This is a genomic window from Kribbella sp. NPDC050820, assembly GCF_040653975.1.
In the GTDB taxonomy this organism is placed as follows: domain Bacteria; phylum Actinomycetota; class Actinomycetes; order Propionibacteriales; family Kribbellaceae; genus Kribbella.
Genome location: NZ_JBFAHB010000079.1, coordinates 1 through 23951 on the forward strand (window position 1 = coordinate 1; position 23951 = coordinate 23951).

Consider the following 23951-nt stretch of genomic DNA (forward strand, 5'->3'; position numbering starts at 1 on the left):
TGCCACTTGCCGCTCTACAGGTGGTCCGGCCCGGACGAGGACGAGCGCCAGGCCGCCGTCCGGTACTGGAAGCGGGCGATCCAGCTGACCGTCGACCTGGACTGCCGGGTGATGAACTCGGAGTTCAACGGCCGCCCCGAACAGGCGAGTCGCAGCGAAGGCATGTTCTGGAAGTCACTCGAAGAACTCCTCCCGGTCTTCGAACGCGAGGGAGTCGAGCTCAGGCTGGAGCCGCACCCGGACGACTTCGTCGAGGACGGCCTGGTCGCCATCGACATGATCCGCGGCATCAACTCACCGCTGGTCAGCTTCCTGTACTGCGCCCCGCACACCTTCCACATGGGCGGCAACATGGTCGAGATCCTGACCTACGCCGGCCCACTGCTGACGCACCTGCATCTGGCGGACTCGTTCGACCACACCGCGTCGTCCGGACTGCGCTACATCGTCAACCCACCCGGCTCGACCGCCCGCGTCCACCAGCACCTCGACATCGGCCAGGGCGAGGTCGACTGGGACACCTTCTTCACCACCCTCGGCCGGCTCGGCTTCGGCGACCGCGACGACACGATCATGACCTCGTGCGTGTTCGCCTGGGAGGACCGCGCCCGCGACTCGGCGACGTTCATGCGCGAGACCATCGGCAAGTACGTGAGCCAATGGTGAGTACAGTCCCGTGACATGGAGCTGGAGGCGCGGGTCAGGGACAGTTTCGAGCGCCAGGGACTGATGCACCACCTCGGCGCCCAACTCTCGGAGATCGCGCCCGGCCGGGTGCACATCATCCTTCCCAGCCGTCCCGAGGTGACCCAGCAACACGGATACTTCCACGCCGGAGCCACGAGCGCGATCGCCGACAGCGCTGGTGGCTACGCCGCCTACACCCTGTTCCCCGAAGACAGCTCCGTGCTCACCGTCGAGTACAAGATCAACCTCCTGGCCCCTGCCGAAGGCAACCACCTCGAGGCCGTCGGCACCGTGCTCAAGTCAGGCCGCACCCTCACTGTCTGCCGCCTCGAAGTCTTCGCCGTCCAAAGCACCGAGCGGTCCCTGATCGCGACCGGCCAGCAAACCCTCATCCGCATCGACAAACGCCCAGAACGCTAGCTCGGACCGCGTCGCAGACCGCCTGCTTCCCCCGGCCGGAAGGGTCAGGGTTCGATCAGGCCGGCCCGGATGGCGTAGCGGGTCAGCTCAGTGCGGTCGCGCATCCCGAGCTTCTGCAGGATGTTCGCCCGGTGCCGTTCGACCGTCTTCGGGCTGATGGTCAGCGCGGCCGCGATCTCCTTGCTGGAATGCCCTTCGGCGATCAGCTTCACCACCTCGTCCTCGCGCGCCGTGAGGACCTGCCCGGGCACGCGCTCGCCCCGCCTGACCCGATCGAGGTAGTCCCGCACCAGCGTGCTCATCACGCCCGGGTAGAGGAACGACTCGCCCCGCCCGGCCGCGCGGCAGGCGTCGACGTGATCGCCATCAGCATCACCATCAGCCGGTACGGCTCACCCCGGGACCGCTTGGCCGCCCAGATACCGAGGTAGTCGAACACCCCGGTCTGCTTGATGATGCCGATCACGATCATCATCCCGAGCAGCAGGAAGATGACGTTCCAGTCGATCCCCTCGTGCTCGGAGTAGAACACCTCGGTGCCCGGCGGGTCGCGTACGGTGACGGTGGGCAAGCTGACCGCGATATCCCGTGCACGCATCACACCGTCCTGTCCGGTCCGGCTGACCGCTTCGACACCGCTCACAAGGACCTCCCTGGCGCGCCGGCTCGGGGCGGCTCGATCTGTGCCTTCATCCTTTCGGCGCGCGTTCGCCCGTTCCATGGGGTCCATCACCCATCTGTTCGGGCGCGGGCTCCGAAGAACTGCCATGCGCGAGAGGTGGAGTCAGCACGCAGCGGCGGCCGCCGGCGGTGTCATAGCAGCCGGTACGGCGTTGGCCGTCGGCTACCTGGTGGCGGCGATCACCGGTGGCCCCTGGCCGGTCGACGCCGTCGGAGTCCAGGTGATCGACTGGGCACCGGGACCGCTGAAGGACTTCGCCGTCCGGGAACTGGGCACAGCCGACCGCCCGCTCCTACGGCTCGGCATCGGCGTGGTCCTCGCGGCCGCGGCCGCAACCGCCAGCGTGCTCGGACGCCGTCGGCCGCGGGTTGCGGTCGGGATTGCGTTCTTGCTCGGCCTGGTTGGGGTGGGGTTTGCCGGGTTCAGCCGTTCGGCGGCTACGGGGGTCGCCGAACGGTTGCTCCCGGCAATCGTCACGCTCGTCGTCGCGGTCGTCGCGATGGCCCTCGTCGTCCGCAGACCGCGACCTCGCGCGGAACAGCCGGCCGGGTTCGACCGCCGGCAGTTCCTGCTGACCGTCTCCGCCCTGGCCGTGGTCGGCGCCGGCTCCTTCGCGACCACCCGAGTCGTGTCCTTCGGAACCAGCGAGAGCGCACGCACCAAGGTGCGCATCCCCCGACCGGCGGATCCCGCGCGACCACTCCCAGCTGGTGTGCAGGCCGACGTACCCGGAGTCAGCAGTTTCGTCACGCCGAACAACAAGTTCTACCGCGTCGACACCCTGCTCCAGGTCCCCCGGATCGACCCTGACCAGTGGGAGTTGCGCGTTCACGGCATGGTCGACAAGGAGCTCCGGCTGTCGTTCCGGGACCTGCTGGACCGGCGGCTGGTCGAGCGAGACGTCACCCTGACCTGCGTGTCGAACGAGGTCGGCGGCCCGTACGTCGGCAACGCCCGCTGGATCGGTGTCCCGATCGCCGACATCCTCGCGGAGGCCGGCGTACGGAACGGCGCGGACGCGGTGAAGTCGACCAGCATCGACGGACTCACGATCGGCACCCCGCTCGCCGCGCTCACCGACGGGCGGGACGCACTGTTCGCGGTCGCGATGAACGGCGAGCCGCTGCCGTTCGAGCACGGCTTCCCGGTCCGGATGGTGGTGCCCGGACTGTACGGCTACGTGTCGGCGACGAAGTGGGTCGTCGACGTCGAGGTGACCCGGTTCCAGGACTTCAGCGCGTACTGGACCGACCGGGGCTGGGCGGCCGAGGCGCCGATCAAGACGGCGGCGCGGATCGACGTACCAAAAGGTTTCGCCAGCATCAAGCCCGGCCCCGCAGTCGCCGCGGGTGTCGCCTGGGCCCAGCATCGCGGCATCCGGAAGGTCGAGGTGCAGGTCGACGACGGGCCCTGGCAGGAGGCGGAGCTGGCCGCCGAGGACACCGTCGACACCTGGCGGCACTGGACCTTCCGCTGGACCGCGACGCCTGGCAACCACAAGCTCACCGTCCGCGCGACCGACGCCGACGGCACCACCCAGACCGATCAGCGCACTCCGCCGCGCCCGAACGGCTCGAGCGGCCTGCACAACACGGTCGTGATGGTCGAGTGACCCATCCGCCGGGCCGGCCGCTCCGAAGTACCCACAACGGCAACCCCTTCGAGAGAGAGAACCCTCATGCGTAAGCACATCGGTATCGCCCTGTCCGCCCTGGCCCTCGCGTTCGCGACGACCGCCTGCGGCAGCGACGACGACTCCGGAGCCGGGAGCGCGCCGGCCCAGACTCCGAGCTCGGCGCCGAGCACGACGCCGTCGATGAGCGGCGCGGCGGGCCTCGTCGGCCCGGGCTGCGCCGACTACGCGAAGGCCAACCCGAGCGGCGCCGGCTCGATCGACGGTATGGCGGCCGCGCCGCTGGCCACCGCCGCCTCCGGCAACCCGCTGCTGACCACCCTGGTCTCGGCCGTGTCCGGCAAGCTGAACCCGAAGGTCGACCTGGTCTCCACCCTGAACGGCGGCGAGTTCACCGTCTTCGCGCCGGTCGACACGGCCTTCGCGAAGATTCCCGCGGCCACCGTGAACACGCTCAAGACCAACGACGCCCTGCTGACCAAGATCCTGACCTACCACGTGGTGCCCGGACAGCTCGACCCCGCGGCCGTCGTAGGCAAGCATGTGACTGTGGAGAAGCAGGAGGTCACCATCACCGGCTCCGGCGACAACCTCAAGGTCAACGGCGCCAACGTCATCTGCGGCGGCGTGAAGACCGCGAACGCCACCGTCTACCTGATCGACTCGGTCCTGATGCCGCCGGCTGCGTGATCATGCCCGAACCCATCCCACTGCCCTGGCCGGGCGGGTCCAGCACCCGCCCGGGCGAGGTCAGCGACAGCGACCTGCTGGTCCGGACCGGCCGCGGGGACAAGGCGGCGTTCAGCACGCTGTACGACCGGGTCGCGCCGTCGGTCTTCGGCCTGGTCCGGCGGATCCTGCGCAACCCGGCGCAGTCGGAGGAGGTGACCCAGGAGGTCATGCTCGACGTCTGGCGCACCGCGACCCGGTACGACGCCGGCCGCGGCTCGGCGCGCTCCTGGATCCTCACCATCGCGCACCGCCGGGCCGTCGACCGGGTCCGCTCCGAGCAGGCCGCCGCGGACCGGACCGAGCTCGCCGGCGTCCGGTCCGTGGAGGTCGACTTCGACCAGGTCGCCGACACGGTCACCACCCGGCTCGAGGTCGAGCAGGTACGGCGTTGCCTCGACAACCTGACCGATCTGCAGCGCGAGTCGATCGCCCTGGCCTACTACGAGGGCTACACCTACCCCGAGGTCGCCCAGCGTCTCGACGCGAAGTTGCCTACCATCAAGGCGAGAATGCGGGACGGCCTGATCCGGCTGCGCGACTGCCTCGGAACCACGAAGGGGGTCACGCCATGAGCGAACCCGACGTGCACACCCTCACCGGCCCCTACGTCCTCGACGCGCTGCCCGACGACGAGCGCGCCCGCTTCGAGGAGCACCTCGCCGAGTGCGCCTACTGCACCACCGAGGTCTTCGAGCTGCGCGAGGCGGCCGTCAAACTCGCCACCCAGGTCGCCACGCCACCACCGCCCACCTTGAAGGCCAGCGTGATGTCCGCGATCGACGAGATCCGCCAGCTGCCGCCGCTCGTGCCCGGCGCAACCGACGAGCTCGCCCGCCGCCGGGTCAGCCGTCGATCCGTGCTCGCGCTCGCGGCCGCCGCGCTGGCCGTGGCCGCGACCGGTGGGATCGCGATCGACCAGTACCGCGACAAGCAGGAGGTCATCCAGGCCAACGACCGCGTGGCCGAGGTACTCGCCGAACCCGATGCCCGCACGCTGCACAGCCCGGTCACCGGCGGCGGTCAGGCGACCATCGTCGCGTCCGAGCAGGCCAATGCCGCGGTCGTCGTACTGCGGGATCTTCCGCAACTCCCCGCCGACCGGACCTGGCAGCTGTGGCTGATCGACCCGAACCGGACCGCGCACTCCGTCGGTCTCGCGTCCGGCGATCTCACCACAGTCGTCGACGGCGCCTCCGGCAAGGCAGCCTTCGGCCTCACCGTCGAACCCGACGGCGGCTCCCCCGCACCGACCCTTCCCGCCGCAGCCCTGATCCCGATGGCCTAATTGACGCTGGTGTTGACTTTTCGTCGGATCCGTCGAATCCTGGACAGGACGAGAGGATTCCGATGAGTCATGTGCGGGTCGGGCTGGTCGTGCCCAGTTCGAATGTCACCGTCGAGACCGAGCTGCCGGCGCTGCTGGGCCGGCACCCGGCGGCGACGTTCTCCTTCCACAGCAGCCGGATGCGGATGGCCAAGGTGTCACCCGCGCAGCTCGCCGCGATGAACGCGCAGCGGGAGCGGTGCGTGCTGGAGCTCGGCGACGCGGATCCCGACGTGCTGCTGTACGCGTGCCTGGTCGCGCTGATGTCCGCCGGCCCCGGTGAGCATCAGCGCGTCGAAGGACTCATCGCGGAGCAGCTCGCCGCCGGCGGATCCGGGACCAAGGTCAGGTCGAGTGCCGGGGCGCTGGTGGAGGCACTGCGGGCTGTCCCGGCGCGGCGGATCGCGCTGGTCACGCCGTACCTGAAGCCGCTCGCCGAGCAGGTGGTCGGCTACCTCGAGGCCGAGGGTTTCGAGGTGGTGGACTGGCGGGCGCTGGAGGTCGAGGACAACCGTGCGGTCGGCTGCATCCCGGGTGACCAGGTGATGGCGGCCGCCCGCTCGTTGGAGCTGAGCCGGGCCGACGCGCTGGTCATCTCGGCCTGCGTGCAGATGCCGTCGTTGCCGCTGGTCGACTCGGCTGAGCAGGAGTTCGGGCTTCCGGTGCTCTCGGCCGCGACGGCCGGCGCCTACAGCATCCTCAGGGCCGCCGGACTGCCACTCGACATCCCCGGAGCAGGCGCACTGCTTCGCCGCGAAAGAGGACTTTCCCGATGAACGAGCTCGCCGGACGGCACCTGGCTCGCGGCGTCGACCACGCCGCCTTCCCCACCTTCGACCCGGTCGGGACGGTCCGCTTCTACCGCGACGTCCTCGGCTTCCCGGTCGTGCACTCGATCTGCGCGGCCGGCTGGGGCCCGGACGACCACCCGGACTTCATCCACTTCTTCTTCGACATCGGCAACGACGACCGGATCGCGTTCTTCTACTACTTCGGGCACCCGCGGCCGGCGCCGGCCGGCAAGGGCGACGTGTACGCGCGGTTCGACGACAGCACGCCGGAGTGGTTCGTCCGGTCGCGGCACCTGGCGATCCATGTCGACTCCGAGGACGCCCTGCTGGAGTACCGTCGCCGGCTCGACGAGAGCGAGTGGCCGGTCGAGATGCAGATCCAGCACGAGACGATCGAGTCGATCTACACCCACGACCCGAACGGCTACATGGTCGAGGTCACCCGCGCGCTGCGACCGGTCACGCCCCAGGAGGACTTGGACGCCAACCTCACCATCGACGCGCTGGTGGACATCGCGCAGCGCGAGGGGCACACGATGGACGACCTGCTGACCCGCAAGGCCGAGCTGATCGTGGAACGCGCCCCCTCCTGGGAGGTGCCGGTATGAGCCGGCTGTTCGTCCTCGACGTACCGGAGAACACGTCCGTCGCCAAGGTCGCGGCGCAGTCCGACGGCGTCCAGGTGGACAAGCTCGGCCCGTACTTCGTCATCGAGTACGACGGCCCGATCGTCATCGACCGCCGGGCCACCGGCTGCCGGCACGCCGTCTGGTACAGCTGTGTCGCCGGGCTGGCCGGCGGCCGGATCGTCCAGTGGGACAAGGACGCGCTGCGAGTGGATCCGCGATGACGGCAACCCGGCTCGGCGCCGGCCGCTACGCGACCACCATCGACGCGCCGACGGGCGTCGCGACGAGCGTGCACGAGCTCGGCACCAGCGACGGCGCCAAGGTCACCGGCGTCCTGCGGATACCGCGCGGCGCGACCGCGGTCGTCACGATCATGCACCCCCGCCAGGACGTCACCCATCACCCACTGGTCCCCTACCTGCTGACGATGGGGTACGGCGTCTGGACCCAAGGCACCCGCTCCCCGAACAACGACCTCAACCTGCTGCACGAACAGGCCATCATCGACTTCGCCGCCGGTCACGCCTTCCTGCGTGAGCGAGGCTTCGACGTCTGCTCGCTGGGCCACTCCGGCGGCGGCACCCTGGCCGCCTTCTACTGCCAACAGGCATCCCTGGCTCCTGATGAACGCCTGACCACGACGCCCTCCGGCCGACCGGTCCCCTTGGCCGACACTGCGATGCCGCTGCCGGACGGCTGCATCTTCCTGGCCCCACATCCCGGCCAAGGCGCCCTCCTGCAACGACTCATCGACCCGTCCGTGGCCGACGAGTCCGATCCACTCTTGGTGGACCCGGAGCTCGACCCGTTCAACCCCGCCAACGGATTCCGCCCGGCGCCGGAGTCGAGCAGCTACGACGACGAGTTCATCACCCGCTACCGCGCCGCCCAGGAGGACCGCGTACGACGTCTCGACGCCAAAGCTCGTGTCTACGTGTCGGAGGCGCGGCAGGCCAAGCGCACCTTCGAGTCCGGCGGTGACGCGGCTGATCGCCGGCGAGCACTCGCACCCCGTGTGCTGACCGTCTTCCGTACGGATGCCGACCTGCGCAACGTCGACCTCTCGCTGGATCCGAACGATCGTCCCTACGGTTCCTTGTTCGGCCGCAGACCCGATCTGACCAACTACGGCCTCGTCGGTTTCGCTCGCCTGTCGACGGCCGAGGCCTGGCTGTCCACGTGGTCCGCCCTGTCCACCAACGCCACGTTCCTCGGCTGCGCGCCGGGCGTCGCCGTGCCGACGCTGCTCGTGGAGTTCACCGGCGACCAGGCGTCGTACCCGATCGACATCACGGCGATGAGCAGTGCGCTGGGCGCCTCAGACTTGACCGTGCAGTCCGTGCCCGGCACCCACTTCGGCGGGCCGATCACGAAGGGCGCGCCCACCGGCACTTCCCTGGCCGCGGCCACGATCGAGAGCTGGCTGCGCGATCACTGCTGATCGGTGCTCAGGATCTTCTCGAGGTGCTGGACGTCCTGCTTGAGGCGTTCGATCGCCCGGGTCCGCGGGTCCACTCCGGGGTCGGCGTCATCGGAGGAGAGCACCGACGCGACGGCGAGGTCGGCGATGGTGGTGGCGACCCGGGAGTTCTCCTCCGGCGTGCCGGGATGGTGCCACCAGGCGACCCAGTTGCACTGGCCGATGACGGCCAGCGCGGCGATCCGGGGATCGACCGGCCGGAACTCTCCGGAGGCGACCCCGGCCTCGATCACCGCGACGATCTCGTTGAGGACGTCGCGGCGGCTCTTGTTGTACGGCCCGACGAGCTCCTCGGGCAGGTCCGCCTCGGAGCGGATCAGCAGCTGGAACTTGGCCGGCTCACTCGCCTGCTGCAGCGCGATGGCGTGCGCGATCTCGCGCAACTTCTGCGCCGCGCCGAGCCCGCTCTGCCGGCGGATGGCCCGCAGGGCGCGGGCCGGTCCCTCGGCGAGCTCGCTGACCAGCTTGGCCAGGATCTCGTCCTTGTTCTTGACGTAGTGGTAGAGCGCCGGGCGGGTCAGCCCGGTCGCGTCCGCGATGTCCTTCAGGCTCGTCCCGGAGAAGCCGCGCTCGGCGAACAGCCTGGTCGCCTCGGCGATGATCTGGCTCTCGACCAGATCGCGACGAGTGCTGCTCCGGCCACGTTCCTCGGCGTTGCCTGACGTCATGGGCAGACTCTAACCGGCAGCGCCGGCGCGCACGGCCGCGGCGACGCGGCTGCGGAGCGCCGCCTTGTCGATCTTGCCGACGTTCGTCCGCGGCAGGTCGTCCACCTGCTCGATCCGCTCCGGCCACTTGAACTTCGCGACCCCGAGCGCGGCCAGGTGCCGCTGGACCGCCGGCAGATCGACGTCCGGCCCGGCCACGACGTACGCGCAGGACCGCTCGCCCAGCCTGGCATCGGGCATCGCCACCACGGCCGCCTGCCGGATACCGGCGTGCCGGAGCAGGAGGAGCTCGACCTCCTCGGCGTTGATCTTCTCGCCGCCGCGGTTGATCACGTCCTTGATCCGGCCTTCGATCAGCAGCTGCGGAACGCCGCCGTACGTCTCCCACCGGGCCAGGTCGCCGGTGCGGTAGAACCCGTCCGATGTGAACGCGAGGGCGTTCCGCTCGGCGGCTGCGTAGTACCCGGGGATCGTGTACGGCCCGCGACAGCACAGCTCGCCGATCTCGCCGTACGGCGCCTCGGTCTCGGTGCCCGGGAGCAGGATGCGGACCTCGTCGTACTCGCTCAGTGGGGTGCCGACCGTCCAGAGCCGTGCCTCCCGCGGATCGTCCAGCCGGCTCATCACGAACAAGCCCTCGCCCATGCCGAACAGCTGTCCCGACCAGATCCCGCGCCGCTCGAGCTCGTCGAACAGGGCCTCGGGGACCTTCGTCCCGGACAGCACCACCTGGCGCAGGGCCGGCAGCTGATCGAGGAACCCGGGCTGGCGGAGCGCACCGAAGTGACCGTGGCCGATCAGCGCGGAATCGACGCCCGCCCGGTGCAGCAAGGCCGCCGACGCGGCGGCGTCCGGGGTGCCGAGGACGAGAGTGGCGCCGCAGCTGTGCGCGGCATGGACCGCGCAGGCGATGCCGGCGTTGTGGACGACCGGGATCAGATGACCGACGTTCGTCTCCGTGGTCCAGCCCAGGCGACGCGCGTACGACGCTGCGTTGTACCAGTACTCCGCGTGCCGGCGAGGGATCAGCTTGGGCACTCCCGTCGTACCGCCGGACAGTTGCAGGGCGGCCAGGTCCTCCGGCCCGACGCTGCGTTGAGCCTCGTCGATGCGGGTGCGAATCGTCTCCGCACTCAGCGCGGCGCCAGGTGTGGGCTCGTCCGCGCCGATGGTGATCAGGTGGCGAAGGGTCGGATGGCCGGCGGCGATCTCTCGGGCGAAGGCGACCAGGTCGAACGGCAAGCCGGCCTCGACCAGGTGTGCCGCAGCCGAGCACTGCCGGCTGATCTCGCCGATCTCATGGGCTCGATGGGCGGCGAGCGCTGCCACCGGCACCAGTCCCGCTTTGAGGCACGCGTACCAGGCAACGACGGTCTCGAGCCGGTTGGTGACCTGAAAGATCACCCGGTCCCCGGGCCGCAGACCGAGCTCGAGCAGGCCCGCGCCGAACCGATCGGTGCGCTCGTCCAGCTCGGCGTACGTCAGGCTCCCCTGCTCGACGACGACAGCGACCGCGTCCGGGTACCGCTGCGCGACGGCGGTGAACTCCCGGGCGATCGTGCGCGAACCCCACAGCCCCGCCGCGCGATAGCGCTCGGCCAGCTCGGTCCGGAACGGCGGCACCAGCTCGTCGGTGATCATGCGGCGCCGCCCAGGTCGACGAGGTCGACGCGCTCGGTGACGAGAGCGCCGACGGCGAGCTCGATCGCGGCCGGATCGAGGCGCGCCACCACCAGCGTGCCCACCTCACGCCGGATCCGTTCCGCCACGTCGAACATCGTCAGCACCGATCCAGTATCTGCTGCAGCGCTCACCAGCACGCCGGAGATCGCCTCATCGGACGCAAGCTCCTTCACGAGGGTGTCCGCTCCCGATCCCCACGGATCGTCCACCGTCACGTGCACAGGTCGCAGCCCGGGGATCTCCGAGGCACGCACGCGACGCGATCCGAAGGCCGCGCCGAGCGGTTGCCGCAACACCCACTCGGTGAGGTTGCCCTCGTCGACCTGCGAGACGTCGCAGTGCGCGTACTGCGCGAGCGCCGTGCGTACGACGTCACCCGCCGACCCGGCGAACCGGTCGACAGACACCTTGCCGGCCCGCGTCATGTACGAGACGAGCAACTGCTCCACCGGCAGATCCAGCCGGGTCGGGAACGAGTCCCACCAGCTCATACTGCGCGTCGCCGTCTCCTGGAGATGCTCGACGGCCGGCCGCCGCACCTGTTCGTACTGAACGAGCGCCGCCTCGAGATCGTCCGCGTCGGCCAAAGCGGCGGCGAGCGCGATACCGCCTTCCATCGCGAGCTTGGTGCCGGACCCGATCGAGTAGTGCGCGGTGTGTGCCGCGTCGCCCAGCAGTACGACGTTGCCATCATGCCAGCGCTCACAGCTGACGGTACGGAACCGCAGCCAGCGCGTGCGGTTCCCGATCAATCGGTGGCCGTGCAGGTGTTCGGCGAAGGCATCACCAAGGTAGTCGAGCGAGTCCGTGTCACTCTCGTCGAGCGGCAGGCGCTCAGTAGTCGCATCAAAGCCGGCCCGGCGCCACGTCTCCTCGTCGGTCTCGATCAGGAACGTGCTCCGATCGCTCGCATAGGGATAGGCATGCGCGACGAAGGTGCCGTACTCGGTCCGCACCGGCGCGAACACCGCCCTCGGCAGCGCCACGTCCGTCCCTGCCCACAAATACAGCCCTTTGTGTACGTCGACCCGCGCGCCGAACACCTCCGCCCGCGCCTCTCGCGTGCCACTGCTGACACCGTCGGCGGCGATGACGAGGCCGGCGTCGAGCTCGTCCGCGGTGACGCGTGCGTTGTAGCGGAACTCGACGCCGGCCTCGGCCGCGTGCGCGCGCAGCACGTCCAGCAACGTCGAGCGGCCGATCGCGATCAGGTTGTCGAGCGCCAGGCTCACCTGCCGACCGCCGACCGCCATCGACATCTCGTGCGACCAGGCGTTGGCGACGATCGCCGCGAACGTCTCCGGGTCCGCGGCGTCGAGGTTCCGCTGCGTCCGGGTGGCCAGACCGACGCCGAACCCGAAGGTGCTCGTAGGCTCCGACTGCTCGAAGACGCGGACCCGGGTGTGCGGATGGCGGAGCTTGAGGAGCCGGGCGACGTACAGACCGCCCGGTCCCCCACCCAGCACATCCACGGACCGAAGCCTCACTGCGGCCCGCCTGCAAGCGCGAAGCGGCCGACGTCCGACACGTGATCTGCGTGATCCTTCGGCACAACCGCGGAGTACACCGCCGTCCAGCACCCTGGGCAGCACAGTTGCCGGAACACGACCTCGTCGTCCACGTACGTCGACGGCTCGGAGGTGATCTGCGGCCCCGCCTCGGTCGACGGGCCCTCGAAGAGCGCGAGCTGGAGCTGCGTTTCGGTCGACAGGTCCGCGAGCTGATGGCCGCAATGCGCACAGCCAACCTGGTTGCCTGCGACAACGAGGTTGTCGTCGAGCCGCCGTGCGTTCGCCACATCCACCCGCGGTGCATCGGCTGCCTGCGACGCACCTGCGCGTTGCCGTCGCTGATCTCGCAGCCGCTCACGCAGTACGGCGGTCTCGTCATCGTCGACCACACCGTCTTGCAGGACGACGCCGTACACGTCGACGGCGGCTGCAGGTGACACCTTCTGCTCCCGTACGTCGCCCGCTACGGCAGCCGGATCTCGACGCAGCGGATCGCCGTACCCGCCACCGCCCTGCCAGCTCAGGTACAGCACCTCACCGGGAGCCAAGTAGGACTGTGCGTAGCAGTCGCCGAGCTCGACACCGGCACCCAACTCGTCCAGCGACTGCGGCACCTTGCCTTGCCCGAGCAGCGCGTGTACGTCGATGCCCCGGGCAACCGCATCGAGCCCGGTGTTGCCGGGATAGCCACCGGCGAGCCCGTTGTTCTGCGAGACCGCCTTGCCGGCCGAGGCCAGGACGAGCCCGGCAGGATTGTTCGAGCCGTACAACGTCACCGCGACCGACGCGCTCACGCCACCGCGCTGCCGCCCCGGACCGCCTGAGTCGGGCTCCTCGCGCCGCCACAGCGTGAGCAGCGGGTAGAGAAACTCCGTCATCTCCACGTCCGGGATGCGACCCATCGGAATGCAGAACAGCCCACCGGTGTCCATGCCGTCCGTCTGTGGCCGGGCGCCGAAGCCACCGGCCATCGGTTCCATCATCACGTTGAGGAACGGCATCGGGACCTCGCCCCGTTCGTCGAGGCCGGCCACGACCGCGGTGTCCCAGGTGCCACAGCACGCGGCCTGGACGCTCTTGCCCAGATCCACCGACTGGTCGAGCAGCTGCGACAGACATTCCGCGACCAAGGTGCCGGTGAGCCAGGCCGGGCCGATCGGGCCGCGGCTGACGGCTGCCGGGAAGGTCGCGTTGTTGATCGTGCCCTCCTCCGCCACCAGGTCGAAGCAGCGCATCAGTCCACCCGCAGACCAGGGAATGTCGTGCGCCAGGATCGGCAGCAGGGCGAGCATCACGCCGCCGCGCATCCCGGCGAAGGTGCAGTTGATGACGCCGCTCTGCGGGTCGGTGCCGTGGAAGTCGAAGGTCAGGTGGTCGCTTGTCTTGGTCATCGCGACGGTGATCTTGTGCACGCCCCGGTCGCCCTCGTGCGACTGGTCCTGGTAGCCGGTCGCCCGCCAGGTGCCGTCCGGCAGCGCGGTCAGCTTGCGCCGGAGCCGGCTCTCGGCGTCGGACATCATCCGCTTCATCACCGCCTTGACCGTGTCGGCGCCGTACTGGTCGATGACCTCGGTGAGGCGCTTGCGGCCGACGGAGTTCGAGCCGATCTTGGCGCGCAGGTCGAGGTTGACCAGCATCGGCACCCGCGACCGCCGTACCCACGCGTCGGCCACGTCGTCCTGGAGCTCGAAGTCGCGCACCACCTTGATCGGCGGAGTGGGCAACGCCTCGGCGAACACATCCTGCGCCGCCGGGGAGAACGAGCCCAGCCCGACCCCGCCCAGGTCCGGCTCGTGGCAGATCGCGCTGGTCCAGGCGAACAGCTTGCCCTCGTGGAAGACCGGCTGGAAGACGATCACGTCGCTCTGGTGCAGCCCGCCGCCGACCCACGGGTCGTTGCAGAGGAACATGTCGCCTTCGCGGATGCCGGGGTTGCCGGCCCGGTGCTGCAGCGTCCAGTAGATCGCCAGATCGACCGCGCCGACCAGCATCGTGTTGTAGAGGCCGACCTGCACCTCCTGGCCGAGCTCGTCGCAGATCGCGAAGTCGAAGTCGTTCGCGTCGGTGACGATCGGGGAGCCGGACATCCGCTTCAGCGCCTCGCCCATCTCCTCGGTCACCGACCAGAGCCGGTGCCGGATGACCTCGTAGGTCAGCGGGTCGAGGCTGTCGGTCTGCTCCTGCGTGACCGTGTGCACCGGGAGCGACGCCGGCAGCCCGGCGGCGAGTACGGCGGGGTCGACGGGACGGCTGGAGAAGTGCTCCGAGCCGGGGATCTGCATCGCCATGGTCAGGGCCTCCGCTGGGTGTCGATCGTCAGGTTGCCGAGGTTGTCGACCTCACCGGTCATGCCCGGCGGTACGACGACAGTCGTGGTGGGCACTTCGATCACGGCGGGACCGGTGATCACGTGGCCGGCCTTCAGCGCGCGATAGTCGTAGATCGGCGTCTCGACGTACCCGACCCGGGCGTCCAGACAGACCTTCCGGGTGGAGCGCAGGGCCGCGGACGGATCCGGCCCGGCGGCATCGGCGAGCTTCGGCAACGTGGGCGAGAACGGCAGCACGCCGGTCCCGCGGACGCGGAAGGTGATCGCCTGGATCCCGGCCGCGCTGAAGCCGGTGCCCTCGCCGTACAACTCGGCGTACCGCTTCTCGAAGGCCGCGACCGTGTCGGCCACCGTGGTCGCGTCGAGCACTCCGTTCGGAACCTCGACCGAGACCTCGGCCAGCTGTGCGGTGTAGCGCAGGTCCAGCGACCGGACGCACTCGATCCGCTCGAAGCTCAGGCCTTGACGGTCCAGTGCGGACCGGACCTGCTCCTCGAGTAAGGCGAAGTTCTCCTGCGCCCGCACCGGATCGAACGGCATCGGACCGGGATCGGACAGCTCAGCGGCCAGCACGACGTCCGAGGACGCCAGACCGTAGGCAGAGAACGCCGACGCGACCGGACCGAGCGGTACGACGACCTCACGGACACCGACCTCGGCGGCGTACGACGCACAGTACGCCGGACCCGCGCCGCCGAACGCGTAGAGCACGAACGACCGCGGATCGTGGCCGGCCTCGACCACCGTCTTGCGCAGCAGGTCACCGGTCTGGGCGTTCTGGATCGCCCAGATCGCGGCCGCGGCATCCTCGACGCTGAGGCCCAGCGGACCGGCGATCCGGTCCCGGATCGCCCGCTGGGCCGCCTCCACGTTGAGCGCCTTGCGGCCACCGAGCAGCCCGGACTCCGGGAGGATGCCGAGCACCAGGTTGGCGTCGGTGTTGGTGGGTTCGGTGCCGCCGGTGTCGTAGCAGGCCGGGCCTGGGACGGACTGCGCACTGCGCGGTCCGACCTGGAGGTTGCCTCCGGCATCGATCCACGCGATCGCGCCGCCGCCGGAGCCGATCGCATGCACCTCGAGCGTCGGCACGTTGACCGGGTGGTGGTTGATGATCGTGGTGCTGGCCCGGACCGGTTCGCCGTCCACGATCAGGCCGACGAGGAACGTCGTACCGCCGACGTCCGTGGTGATGATGTTGCGGTGGGACAGTTGTCGGCCGAGGGAGACGGCGCCGACGACGCCACCGGTGAGCACCGAGCCGACCGTGCTGATCGCCGCGGAGGGTGCCGCACTCGCGGCGATCGCGCCACCGTTGCTCTGCATCACCAGCAGCGGGCCGGCCAGCCCCTGCGCGCGGAGCCGGCCTTCGAGCACGCCCAGGTAGTCGCGCAGACCAGGCCCGATCTGCGAGCTCATGATCGTCGTCGCGTTCCGGGCGAACTCACGGATCCGCGGACTGACCTCCGAGGACAGCGCGACGAACACGTCCGGATCGGCCTCGTGGATCAGCTCCCGGATCCGCCGCTCGTGCACGGGGTTCTTGAACGACCACAGCAGCGACACCGCGATCGAGCGGATCCCTTCGGCGAGCAGACCGGCCACCGCGGTCCGCACCGAGTCCTCGTCGAGCGGTACCACGACCTGGCCGTCCCGGTCGATCCGCTCGACCACCTCCAGCGCGTGCCGCTTGGGGATCAGGCCGTGGTTCTTCCCTTGGCCGAGCACGTTCTGCAGCTCGTCCGGCGACGAACCGAGGTACCGGCCCTCGACGTTCATGATGAAGATCGAGTCGCGGTGCCCGACCGTGGTCAGGAAGCCGACCGGCGGCACGTTGCCCGTCACCAGCGCGTTCAGTGACGAGGTGGTGCCGTGCGCGATGTGGTGCGTGCCGGCGAGCATCCGCCCGACCGGCTCGCCGAGCTGCTCGGCCAGGCCGGCGAGCGCGTCCATCACGCCCTGGGAGTAGTCCACGGGCGTCGACGGCGCCTTCGCCGCGACGATCGTGCCCGCGTCGTCGTCCAGCACCGCGTCCGTGAACGTCCCGCCGACGTCCACTCCGATGACATAAGCCATGGCGTCCTCGCTTCCTGTGAGGACACCAAACTAGACAGCTGCTTACGCAGGCGTCAATACTTCGACACTCTTGTCAGATACTGGACAGCAGGCGGACTGGGTTCCGACCAAGCGCGGTCCTGAGCCAAGGTCTTGACATGTTTGCGCAACTTGCCGCAAAGTTGCGGAAACCTTGGAGACCACCCGGGAGCCGATCCGTGAACCCAACCCTGACCGACGTCGCGCAGCGTGCCGGCGTCTCGTTGTCGACCGCGTCCCGGGCGTTCAGCGACCCGGACCGGATCGGCCGGGACACCCTGCGCCGGATCATCACCGCCGCGGAGGAGATCGGGTACGTCGCCTCGGCCGGCCGCCGGTCGCGGTCCGCGAGCCTGCCGACCCGCTCGGCCACGGTCGCGGTGATCGTGCCGGACATCGGCAACCCGGTGTTCGCCGGTTTCGTGAAGGCGGCCCAGGCGCACGGGTGGAACCGGCGGCAGACGATCGTGCTGACCGACACCGACGGCAGCCCGGACCGGGAGCGGGAGATCCTCGGCGAGCTGCACGAGCGGGTCGACGGGTTCATCGTCTGCTCGCCCCGCCTGCCCGCCCACGACATCGTCGAGCTGTGCGGTGACACGCCGCTCGTCCTGGTCAACCGCACCTCGGACGAGACCAACAGCGTGGTCCCGGACGCGGCCGACGGCCTGCGGCAGGCGCTCGAGTACCTGCGCGTGCTCGGCCATGACCACGTCGCCTATGCACAGGGCTCGCCGCTGTCCTGGTCGAACCAGAACCGGGTCGGCGCGCTCCAGCACCTCGCGGACGAGGCTGACATCGAGCTCGAACTGATCGGCTGGCAGGCGGAGACGGTGGCCGGCGGCCAAGCCGCGGCGGCGAGCGTCGTCGCCTCCGGTGCCACCGCCGTGATCGCACACAACGACCTGATGGCACTCGGCATCATCACCGGCGCCGCGAACCTCGGCGTCGAGGTGCCCGGCGACCTCAGCGTGATCGGCATCGACGACACCCCGCTCGCGGAGGTCGGCCGGCCGACGTTGACCAGCATCCAGGTCCCGATGTCGCGCGCCGGCGTGATGAGCGTCGACATGCTCCACCAGCAGCTCAGCGCAGAGCCGACCCAGGCGCCGTCGGTTCCGCGCACGGTCACGCTCCCGACGCAACTCGTCGTACGGCAGAGCACCGGGCCGGTCTCCGGCTGGACACCGGCGCGCGGACGGAGCAACGCATGAGAGTCGTCGTCACCGACCCCAACCTGCTCCCCCTGCGCGCCGACCTCGAGGCCCTGCTGCCACCCGGCACCGAAACCGTCTGGGCCACCCCGGACACGGTCCTCGACGCGCTCCCCGACGCCGATGTCTTGGTCGGACCGGCGTTCAGCAAGGAGATGGCCGACGCAGCGCCCGGCCTCCGGCTCGTGCAGGTCGCCGGCGCCGGCACCGACCGCGTCGACCGGCAAGCCATCGACGGCAGGACGCTCGCGAACACCTACCACCACGAGGACGCGATCGCCGAGTACATCGTCTGGGCGACGATCGCGCTCCGCCGCGGCCTCCCCCAAGCCGACGCGGCACTCCGCGAAGGACGCTGGCTCTCCCCGGTGTACGACGCCACGCTGCCCCAACCGCACACGCTGGCCAGCGCCTCGATCGGCTTCGTCGGCCTCGGCCACATCGGCCGCGCCGCCTGGCGAGTGCTGCAAGCCTTCGGTGCCCCAAGGCCAAGCGGTCACCGGGTCCGGCCGAGCCGACGCCGAGGGCCTCAACTGGGCCGGCGACACCGCGCAACTCCCGCGTCTGCTGGACGAGTCCGACGTACTTGTCGTCTCCGCACCGTTGACCGACGCCACCCACGGCCTCATCGGCGCTGCCGAACTCAAACGGCTCGGGCGCGACGGCGTCCTCGTGAACGTTGCCCGCGGACCGCTCGTCCAGGAGCAGGCCCTGTACGACGCCTTGCGCGACCGGACCATCCGCGGCGCCGCCCTGGACGTCTGGTACTCGTACCCCGGCCCCGACGGCGTGGGTAAGCCTGCCGACGCGCCGTTCGGCGAGCTCGACAACGTCCTGCTGACTCCGCACGTGTCCGGGATCACCCGGCAGACCTTCCTCGGCCGCGTCCAGGACATCGCGGCCAACATCACAGCTCTTGCCGCGGGCAACGAGCTGCGCAACGTCGTCCGACTCTGAAAGCACCCTTATGACCGATCGCATCGTCGCCGCCGAGGTCATCGTCACCAGCCCCGGCCGCAACTACGTCACGCTCAAGCTCCGGACCGCCGACGGCCTCGTCGGGTACGGAGACGCCACCGTCAACGGCCGCGAGCTCGCCGTCGCGTCGTACCTGCGCGACCACGTGAACCCGCTGCTGGCCGGGATCGATCCGGCGCGGATCGAGGACACCTGGCAGTTCCTGTACCGCGGGGCGTACTGGCGCCGCGGCCCGATCACGATGGCCGCCATCAGCGCCGTCGACCTCGCCCTGTGGGACATCAAGGGCAAGACCGCCGGCCTGCCGGTGTACCAGCTGCTCGGCGGCGCCGTCCGCGACCGCGTGCTCGCCTACACCCACGCCTCGGCTTGGGAGCTTCCCGCCTTGCTCGACGCCGTCGACGCCCGGCGCGAGGAGGGATTCCGCGCCGTCCGAGCGCAGTCCGGCGTACCAGGACTGGAGACCGTGTACGGCGTGCATCGCGACGCCCACGGCTATGAGCCCGCGACCCGCGGCGCCGCTCCGGTCGTGGAGTCGTGGAACACCGACGCTTACCTGCGGCACGCGCCGTCCGTGCTGACCGCAGTCCGCGAGCACGTCGGCTCGGACCTGGCCTTGCTGCACGACGCGCACCACCGGCTCACCCCGCAGCAGGCGGCACGACTCGGAAAGGAGCTCGAGCCGGCGGACCTGTTCTGGCTCGAGGACGTCACACCGGCGGAGAACCAGGAGGCCCTGCGTCTCGTCCGTCAGCACACGACGACACCGCTGGCGATCGGTGAGGTGTTCAACACCATCTACGACTGCAAGGACCTGATCACCGAGCAGTTGATCGACTTCATCCGCGTCGCGGTCGCCCACGCAGGCGGAATCAGCCACCTGCGCAAGATCTTCGCGCTGGCCGACGTCTACCAGGTCCGGGCCGCGCCGCACGGGCCCTCGGATGTCTCGCCGGTGTCCTTCGGGGCCAGCGTCCACCTCGGACTGTCGACGCACAACTTCGGCATCCAGGAGTACATGGGCTACGACCCGCTGGCACACGAGGTGTTCCCGCACTCGTGGTCGTTCGCCGACGGCTACCTGCACCCGGGTGAAGCGCCGGGTCTCGGTGTCGAGGTCGACGAAGCACTGGCCGCGAAGTTCCCGTACGAGCCCGCCTACCTGCCCGTCGCGCGCACCCTCGACGGCGCGATGACCGACTGGTGATCGATTTGTCTCCGACTCTGAGCCGCGGGTCCGTCCCCCGGCAGCTGCTCACCCACGACCACCGGCCGTCCACCGCAGGCATCGTCCACCTCGGGCTCGGCAACTTCCACCGCGCGCACCAGGCGGTCTACACCGCACAAGCCGGCGACTGGGGCATCCTCGGCGTCGCCAGCCGCTCGGCCACCGTCGCCGATGCGCTCAACGCCCAGGACGGCCTCTACTCCGTGCTGGAGTTGTCGCCCGCGGGTTCCGCGATCAGCGTGCCCGGCGTGCACACCGGCGCGATCGTCGCCGCCCGCGACCCCGCTGCCGTGGTCGCCGCGATCGCGGCCGAGGACACCCGGATCGTGTCGATGACCGTGACCGAACACGGCTACTGCATGGACCCGAGCACCCATCGGCTCGCCCTCGACCACCCCGGCATCGTTGCCGACCTCAACAGTCCCGCACCCATGACCGTCATCGGGCAGCTCGCCCGTGCGCTCGAAGTCCGTGCCGCCACGCACGGCCGCCCGATCACCGTCCTCAACTGCGACAACATGCAGTCGAACGGCGCCCAGACCCGCAGCCTGATCCTCGAGTTCCTAAAGGCCGCGAACAGCAACGCCGCGGACTGGGTCGCCGCCAACGTGACCTTCCCGAACTCGATGGTCGACCGGATCGTTCCCGCGACCACAGACGCCTACCGCGCGTCGGCGTACCGGCTGCTCGGCGTGCAGGATCCCATCACGGTTCCGGCCGAGCCGTTCACGATGTGGGTGATGGAGGACCGGTTCGCCGCCGGGCGGCCGGCGTGGGAGCGGGCCGGTGCGGTGTTCTCCGACGACGTCGAGGAGTACGAGCTGATCAAGCTGCGGCTGCTCAACGGCACCCACTCGCTGATCGCGTACCTCGGCGCTCTCGACGGCCGCGCGACCATCCCCGAGGCGCGCGCCCAGGACTTCATCGAGTCGGCGGCCCGCGCCGTACTCGAGGACGAGTATTTGCCGAGCATCGACCTGCCCGACGGCTTCGACGTCGAGGCGTACGTCGACTCACTGTTCCAAAGGTGGTCGAACGACGCCCTCGGTCACCGTACGCAGCAGGTCGGCACCGACGGATCCGTCAAGCTCCCGCAACGCGTACCCGCGCCCGCCCTGCGACTCCTTGCCAAGGGCATCATGCCCGAACACCTGGCGCTGACCATCGCGGCTTGGCTGTGCTGCATCGCGCCACCGAACGGCTTCGACCCAGGACCGCACGCGCGCGCCATGGTCGACCCCGCCCGCGACCGCCTCGTCGCCGGCAGTCCAGAGACCCTCGCCCAGGAAGCCACCACGCGCTTCTTCCCCGCTGAGCTTGCTCAGAGCAACGAATTCGTCCGGCGCATCGCCGAGTACGTCGCCGTCATCCGCACCGACGGCGTCCGAGCCGCGGCCCGCGAGGCCGCACGCTCCCGCACCCCTCACCAGCCGCAGGCATCGCCCGCGGCCTGACGTCCCCAGAGGATCCGCCATGGAAGCAACCTCGACAACAACGGTCACCAAGGAACCACCCCGCCAGGAGGTCCGCCGGGCCGCGCTCGCCGGCCTGATCGGCACCGCCCTCGAGCAGTACGACTTCGTCATCTACGGCACCGCCTCGGCGCTCGTCTTCAGCAGCCTGTTCTTCCCGAACGTCTCCGCGACCGCCGGTCTGCTGGCCAGCTTCAGCGCCTACGCAGTGGGCTTCTGCGCCCGCCCGCTCGGCGGCTTCTTCTTCTCGCGGTACGGCGATCGCCTCGGGCGCAAGTGGATCCTGGTGGCCACCTTGACCCTGATGGGCGTGTCGACGATGGCAATCGGCGTCCTGCCGACGTACGAGAGCGTCGGGGTCTGGGCGCCGATCCTGCTGGTGCTCAGCCGCTTCCTGCAGGGCTTCGGCGCGGGCGCCGAGCAGTCCGGTGGCGCGACCCTGCTGACCGAGACGGCAGCCGTCGGTCGCCGTGGCCGGCTGGCAGCGCTGATCATGACCGGCGCCGCCGCGGGTACGGCGCTCGGCGCCGGTGCGTGGGCACTCGTGCAGCTGCTGCCCGAGGAGCAACTGATGGCGTGGGGCTGGCGGCTGGTCTTCCTGAGCAGTGCGTTCGTCACCGTGGCGGCGTACATCCTGCGGCGGAAGCTGAAGGAGACGCCGGTGTTCACCGAGATCAAGGCCGAGCGCGCAGCCGCCGCGGCTCCGGTGCGCGAGGTGTTCCGCAACGGCAAGAAGGCGGTCGCGCTGGTCACGTTGATGACGGTCGGGCTGAGCGTGCAGTCGTACACCTACCAGGTGTTCATGGCGTCGTACCTCAAGGGTGAGGTGAAGATCGACGCACAGACCGTGCCGGAGATCCTGCTGGTCGGTGCGATCTTCGGCGGCCTCGGGGCGATCGTGCTCGGGTACCTGTCGGACCTGTTCGGCCGCCGGACCGTGTTCCTCGGGATCGCCGGACTGCTGCTGGTGCTGCCGTTCCCGACGTTCCTTGCCCTGAGCACCGGAAATCTCACGCTCATCTACGGCGCCATGATCGTCGGCTTCATCTTCGCCTGCCAGGGCGGAGTGGCAGTCACGATGAGCTACTTCCCGGAGATGTTCGGCAGCCGGTACCGGTACGCCGGGGTCACCCTGGGCCGCGAGTTCGCCGCCGTCCTCGGCGGTGGTTTCGCACCGCTGATCGCGGTCGCGCTGCTCGGCGCCTTCGACTCGTGGGTGCCGGTCGCGATCTACATGACGGTGGCGATGGCGGTCACGTTCGCCGCCGGCCTGCTGGCGCCGGAGACCAGGGACCGGGACCTGCTCGCACCCGAGAACGCCACCGATCGCACACTGGCCCCAACCGCCGCCTGAGCAACCCGAAGTCGGAGGAGCGCCATGAAGGCCATCGTCATCCAGGGCAAGCTCGACCTCGTCGAGACCGAGCTGCCGACCCCGGAACCGCAGCCCGGGCAGGTGCGCCTCCGGATGGCGTACGGCGGGATCTGCGGCTCCGACCTGCACTACTACAACGAGGGCGCGAACGGCGAGTACGTCGTCCGCGAACCCCTCGTCCCCGGGCACGAGCTCTCCGGCACGGTCGACCTCGACCCGTCGGGTGAGCTCGCGCCCGGGACACCGGTCACCATCCACCCCGCCACGTTCGGCACGTCCGAGCCGGGGATCGAGGACCGCCCGCACCTGTGGCCGAACGGCTCCTACCTCGGCAGCGCGTCCACCTGGCCGCACACCCAGGGCGGGATGAGCGAGTTCCTGGTGGTGGGCAGGAGCATGCTCCGGGTCCTGCCCGCCACCCTGCCGCTACGCCGCGCCGCCCTGGCCGAACCGCTCGCCGTCGGCTTGCACGGCATCACCATCGCCGGCGGCGTCAAGGACAAGCGCGTGCTGGTCTCCGGCTCCGGCGCGATCGGCCTGCTGACCGCCGCGGCCGCACTGGCCCTCGGCGCCGCCGAAGTAGTCACGACCGACGTCCTCCCGGGTCCGCTGCAGCGCGCCCGCGACCTCGGCGTCCACGACACCATCCAGATCGGCACGCAGGACGTCCCGTCCGGACACTTCGACGTCGTACTGGAGTGCACGGGTATCCCGGTCGCCATCACAGGTGCCCTCGACGCCGCCCGGCGCGCCGGCATCGTCGTACTCGTGGGCATCCCGCTCAACGAGGCCCGTCCGGTGAACCTGTCGCCCCTGGTCTCCCGGGAGCTCCAGCTACGCGGCACCATGCGCTTCAACGACGAGATCGACCAGGCCATCGACCTCCTCGACGCCAACCCCCACCTCGAGCAGGTCGTCACCCACGAGTTCGCGGCTCCCCAGGCCGTCGAAGCCTTCACCGTCGCCAAGAACTCCGACGCCTCCGGCAAGGTCCTCGTCTCCCTCTGGTGATCGCACCGATGAG

23 protein-coding genes and 1 pseudogene are annotated in these 23951 nt (G+C 69.9%); 17 read left to right on the forward strand and 7 right to left on the reverse strand.

Annotation, left to right across the window (positions count from 1 at the left end; genetic code table 11):
• Together AB0H36_RS40240 and AB0H36_RS40245 are read left to right on the forward strand one after the other, a co-directional pair.
• On the forward strand, window positions 1–666 hold a 666-nt coding region (locus AB0H36_RS40240; RefSeq protein WP_360535947.1), incomplete at its 5' end, for a sugar phosphate isomerase/epimerase family protein.
• 15 nt (window positions 667–681) lie between these two features.
• Window positions 682–1107: a PaaI family thioesterase gene (locus AB0H36_RS40245; RefSeq protein WP_360535949.1), complete on the forward strand. Its 426-nt coding sequence runs from the start codon at window positions 682–684 to the stop codon at window positions 1105–1107.
• A 44-nt stretch (window positions 1108–1151) separates the two neighbouring features.
• Here the strand turns inward: AB0H36_RS40245 and AB0H36_RS40250 are convergent, their stop codons facing one another.
• Together AB0H36_RS40250 and AB0H36_RS40255 are read right to left on the reverse strand one after the other, a co-directional pair.
• Window positions 1152–1409 carry a response regulator transcription factor gene (locus AB0H36_RS40250; protein ID WP_360535951.1) on the reverse strand — a complete coding sequence of 86 codons (258 nt, stop codon included), beginning with the start codon at window positions 1407–1409 and terminating at the stop codon, window positions 1152–1154.
• The gene (locus AB0H36_RS40255) at window positions 1409–1750 is read right to left on the reverse strand and encodes an SLC13 family permease (protein ID WP_360535953.1); all 342 of its coding nucleotides are present in this window, start codon (window positions 1748–1750) and stop codon (window positions 1409–1411) included. The genes AB0H36_RS40250 and AB0H36_RS40255 overlap by 1 nt, the downstream gene beginning before the upstream one ends.
• 124 nt (window positions 1751–1874) lie before the next feature.
• Between AB0H36_RS40255 and AB0H36_RS40260 the strand changes: the two genes are divergently transcribed.
• The 8 genes from AB0H36_RS40260 to AB0H36_RS40295 all read left to right on the forward strand — a co-directional run bounded on the left by AB0H36_RS40260 (window position 1875) and on the right by AB0H36_RS40295 (window position 8339).
• Complete coding sequence (locus tag AB0H36_RS40260) at window positions 1875–3401, forward strand: molybdopterin-dependent oxidoreductase (protein WP_360535955.1); 1527 nt, start codon at window positions 1875–1877, stop codon at window positions 3399–3401.
• A gap of 66 nt (window positions 3402–3467) precedes the next feature.
• A complete protein-coding gene (locus tag AB0H36_RS40265; protein WP_360535957.1) occupies window positions 3468–4112 on the forward strand; it encodes a fasciclin domain-containing protein in 645 nt (214 codons plus the stop codon).
• Window positions 4113–4114: 2 nt separating this feature from the next.
• The gene (gene sigK, locus AB0H36_RS40270; RefSeq protein WP_360535959.1) at window positions 4115–4726 is read left to right on the forward strand and encodes an ECF RNA polymerase sigma factor SigK; all 612 of its coding nucleotides are present in this window, start codon (window positions 4115–4117) and stop codon (window positions 4724–4726) included.
• A complete protein-coding gene (locus AB0H36_RS40275) occupies window positions 4723–5439 on the forward strand; it encodes an anti-sigma factor (protein ID WP_360535961.1) in 717 nt (238 codons plus the stop codon). The genes sigK and AB0H36_RS40275 overlap by 4 nt, the downstream gene beginning before the upstream one ends.
• A gap of 62 nt (window positions 5440–5501) precedes the next feature.
• Window positions 5502–6254, forward strand: coding sequence for a maleate cis-trans isomerase (locus tag AB0H36_RS40280; protein WP_360535963.1), 753 nt, complete (start codon window positions 5502–5504; stop codon window positions 6252–6254).
• Complete coding sequence (locus tag AB0H36_RS40285; RefSeq protein WP_360535965.1) at window positions 6251–6877, forward strand: VOC family protein; 627 nt, start codon at window positions 6251–6253, stop codon at window positions 6875–6877. The genes AB0H36_RS40280 and AB0H36_RS40285 overlap by 4 nt, the downstream gene beginning before the upstream one ends.
• Window positions 6874–7119, forward strand: a complete 246-nt coding sequence (locus tag AB0H36_RS40290) for a hypothetical protein (protein ID WP_360535967.1) — start codon at window positions 6874–6876, stop codon at window positions 7117–7119. The genes AB0H36_RS40285 and AB0H36_RS40290 overlap by 4 nt, the downstream gene beginning before the upstream one ends.
• On the forward strand, window positions 7116–8339 hold the full coding sequence (locus AB0H36_RS40295) for an alpha/beta hydrolase (RefSeq protein WP_360535969.1): 1224 nt from the start codon (window positions 7116–7118) through the stop codon (window positions 8337–8339). Before AB0H36_RS40290 ends, AB0H36_RS40295 begins: the two co-directional genes overlap by 4 nt.
• On the opposite strand, the gene AB0H36_RS40300 is transcribed toward AB0H36_RS40295, so the two are convergent.
• Genes AB0H36_RS40300 through AB0H36_RS40320 form a run of 5 tightly spaced genes read right to left on the reverse strand, consistent with a single transcriptional unit; the run spans window position 8330 to window position 16642 of the window.
• Window positions 8330–9046 (reverse strand): TetR/AcrR family transcriptional regulator, encoded by a 717-nt coding sequence (locus AB0H36_RS40300; protein WP_360535971.1) that lies wholly within the window; start codon window positions 9044–9046, stop codon window positions 8330–8332. The genes AB0H36_RS40295 and AB0H36_RS40300 overlap by 10 nt on opposite strands.
• A gap of 9 nt (window positions 9047–9055) precedes the next feature.
• Window positions 9056–10687: an AMP-binding protein gene (locus AB0H36_RS40305; RefSeq protein WP_360535973.1), complete on the reverse strand. Its 1632-nt coding sequence runs from the start codon at window positions 10685–10687 to the stop codon at window positions 9056–9058.
• Window positions 10684–12201: an FAD-dependent monooxygenase gene (locus AB0H36_RS40310; protein ID WP_360535975.1), complete on the reverse strand. Its 1518-nt coding sequence runs from the start codon at window positions 12199–12201 to the stop codon at window positions 10684–10686. The genes AB0H36_RS40305 and AB0H36_RS40310 overlap by 4 nt, the downstream gene beginning before the upstream one ends.
• A gap of 11 nt (window positions 12202–12212) precedes the next feature.
• Window positions 12213–14528, reverse strand: a complete 2316-nt coding sequence (locus tag AB0H36_RS40315; protein ID WP_360535977.1) for a hydantoinase B/oxoprolinase family protein — start codon at window positions 14526–14528, stop codon at window positions 12213–12215.
• 2 nt (window positions 14529–14530) lie between these two features.
• A complete protein-coding gene (locus AB0H36_RS40320; RefSeq protein ID WP_360535979.1) occupies window positions 14531–16642 on the reverse strand; it encodes a hydantoinase/oxoprolinase family protein in 2112 nt (703 codons plus the stop codon).
• 197 nt (window positions 16643–16839) lie between these two features.
• On the opposite strand from AB0H36_RS40320, the gene AB0H36_RS40325 reads away from it, so the two are divergent.
• From AB0H36_RS40325 to AB0H36_RS40355, 7 genes and pseudogenes are all read left to right on the forward strand, one after another.
• The gene (locus AB0H36_RS40325; protein ID WP_360535981.1) at window positions 16840–17874 is read left to right on the forward strand and encodes a LacI family DNA-binding transcriptional regulator; all 1035 of its coding nucleotides are present in this window, start codon (window positions 16840–16842) and stop codon (window positions 17872–17874) included.
• 155 nt (window positions 17875–18029) lie between these two features.
• Window positions 18030–18296: pseudogene (locus AB0H36_RS40330) on the forward strand (hypothetical protein); the annotation flags it as partial.
• A 55-nt stretch (window positions 18297–18351) separates the two neighbouring features.
• Complete coding sequence (locus tag AB0H36_RS40335; RefSeq protein WP_360535983.1) at window positions 18352–18831, forward strand: NAD(P)-dependent oxidoreductase; 480 nt, start codon at window positions 18352–18354, stop codon at window positions 18829–18831.
• 10 nt (window positions 18832–18841) lie between these two features.
• Window positions 18842–20059, forward strand: coding sequence for a D-mannonate dehydratase ManD (gene manD / locus AB0H36_RS40340; protein ID WP_360535985.1), 1218 nt, complete (start codon window positions 18842–18844; stop codon window positions 20057–20059).
• On the forward strand, window positions 20056–21534 hold the full coding sequence (locus AB0H36_RS40345) for a mannitol dehydrogenase family protein (protein ID WP_360535987.1): 1479 nt from the start codon (window positions 20056–20058) through the stop codon (window positions 21532–21534). Before manD ends, AB0H36_RS40345 begins: the two co-directional genes overlap by 4 nt.
• 19 nt (window positions 21535–21553) lie before the next feature.
• Complete coding sequence (locus tag AB0H36_RS40350; protein WP_360535989.1) at window positions 21554–22906, forward strand: MFS transporter; 1353 nt, start codon at window positions 21554–21556, stop codon at window positions 22904–22906.
• 24 nt (window positions 22907–22930) lie between these two features.
• The gene (locus tag AB0H36_RS40355; protein WP_360535991.1) at window positions 22931–23938 is read left to right on the forward strand and encodes a zinc-binding dehydrogenase; all 1008 of its coding nucleotides are present in this window, start codon (window positions 22931–22933) and stop codon (window positions 23936–23938) included.
• Window positions 23939–23951: the final 13 nt, after the last annotated feature.

Bases quoted from the DNA above. Each gene is read 5' to 3' on its own strand.
- AB0H36_RS40315 (WP_360535977.1), bottom strand. From the start codon at position 14,528: ATGGCGATGCAGATCCCCGGCTCGGAGCACTTCTCCAGCCGTCCCGTC.
- AB0H36_RS40250 (WP_360535951.1), bottom strand. From the start codon at position 1,409: ATGAGCACGCTGGTGCGGGACTACCTCGATCGGGTCAGGCGGGGCGAG.
- AB0H36_RS40305 (WP_360535973.1), bottom strand. From the start codon at position 10,687: ATGATCACCGACGAGCTGGTGCCGCCGTTCCGGACCGAGCTGGCCGAG.
- AB0H36_RS40355 (WP_360535991.1), top strand. From the start codon at position 22,931: ATGAAGGCCATCGTCATCCAGGGCAAGCTCGACCTCGTCGAGACCGAG.
- AB0H36_RS40300 (WP_360535971.1), bottom strand. From the start codon at position 9,046: ATGACGTCAGGCAACGCCGAGGAACGTGGCCGGAGCAGCACTCGTCGC.
- AB0H36_RS40320 (WP_360535979.1), bottom strand. From the start codon at position 16,642: ATGGCTTATGTCATCGGAGTGGACGTCGGCGGGACGTTCACGGACGCG.
- AB0H36_RS40290 (WP_360535967.1), top strand. From the start codon at position 6,874: ATGAGCCGGCTGTTCGTCCTCGACGTACCGGAGAACACGTCCGTCGCC.
- AB0H36_RS40280 (WP_360535963.1), top strand. From the start codon at position 5,502: ATGAGTCATGTGCGGGTCGGGCTGGTCGTGCCCAGTTCGAATGTCACC.
- manD (WP_360535985.1), top strand. From the start codon at position 18,842: ATGACCGATCGCATCGTCGCCGCCGAGGTCATCGTCACCAGCCCCGGC.
- AB0H36_RS40265 (WP_360535957.1), top strand. From the start codon at position 3,468: ATGCGTAAGCACATCGGTATCGCCCTGTCCGCCCTGGCCCTCGCGTTC.
- AB0H36_RS40245 (WP_360535949.1), top strand. From the start codon at position 682: ATGGAGCTGGAGGCGCGGGTCAGGGACAGTTTCGAGCGCCAGGGACTG.
- AB0H36_RS40295 (WP_360535969.1), top strand. From the start codon at position 7,116: ATGACGGCAACCCGGCTCGGCGCCGGCCGCTACGCGACCACCATCGAC.
- AB0H36_RS40260 (WP_360535955.1), top strand. From the start codon at position 1,875: ATGCGCGAGAGGTGGAGTCAGCACGCAGCGGCGGCCGCCGGCGGTGTC.
- AB0H36_RS40275 (WP_360535961.1), top strand. From the start codon at position 4,723: ATGAGCGAACCCGACGTGCACACCCTCACCGGCCCCTACGTCCTCGAC.
- AB0H36_RS40350 (WP_360535989.1), top strand. From the start codon at position 21,554: ATGGAAGCAACCTCGACAACAACGGTCACCAAGGAACCACCCCGCCAG.
- AB0H36_RS40285 (WP_360535965.1), top strand. From the start codon at position 6,251: ATGAACGAGCTCGCCGGACGGCACCTGGCTCGCGGCGTCGACCACGCC.
- sigK (WP_360535959.1), top strand. From the start codon at position 4,115: ATGCCCGAACCCATCCCACTGCCCTGGCCGGGCGGGTCCAGCACCCGC.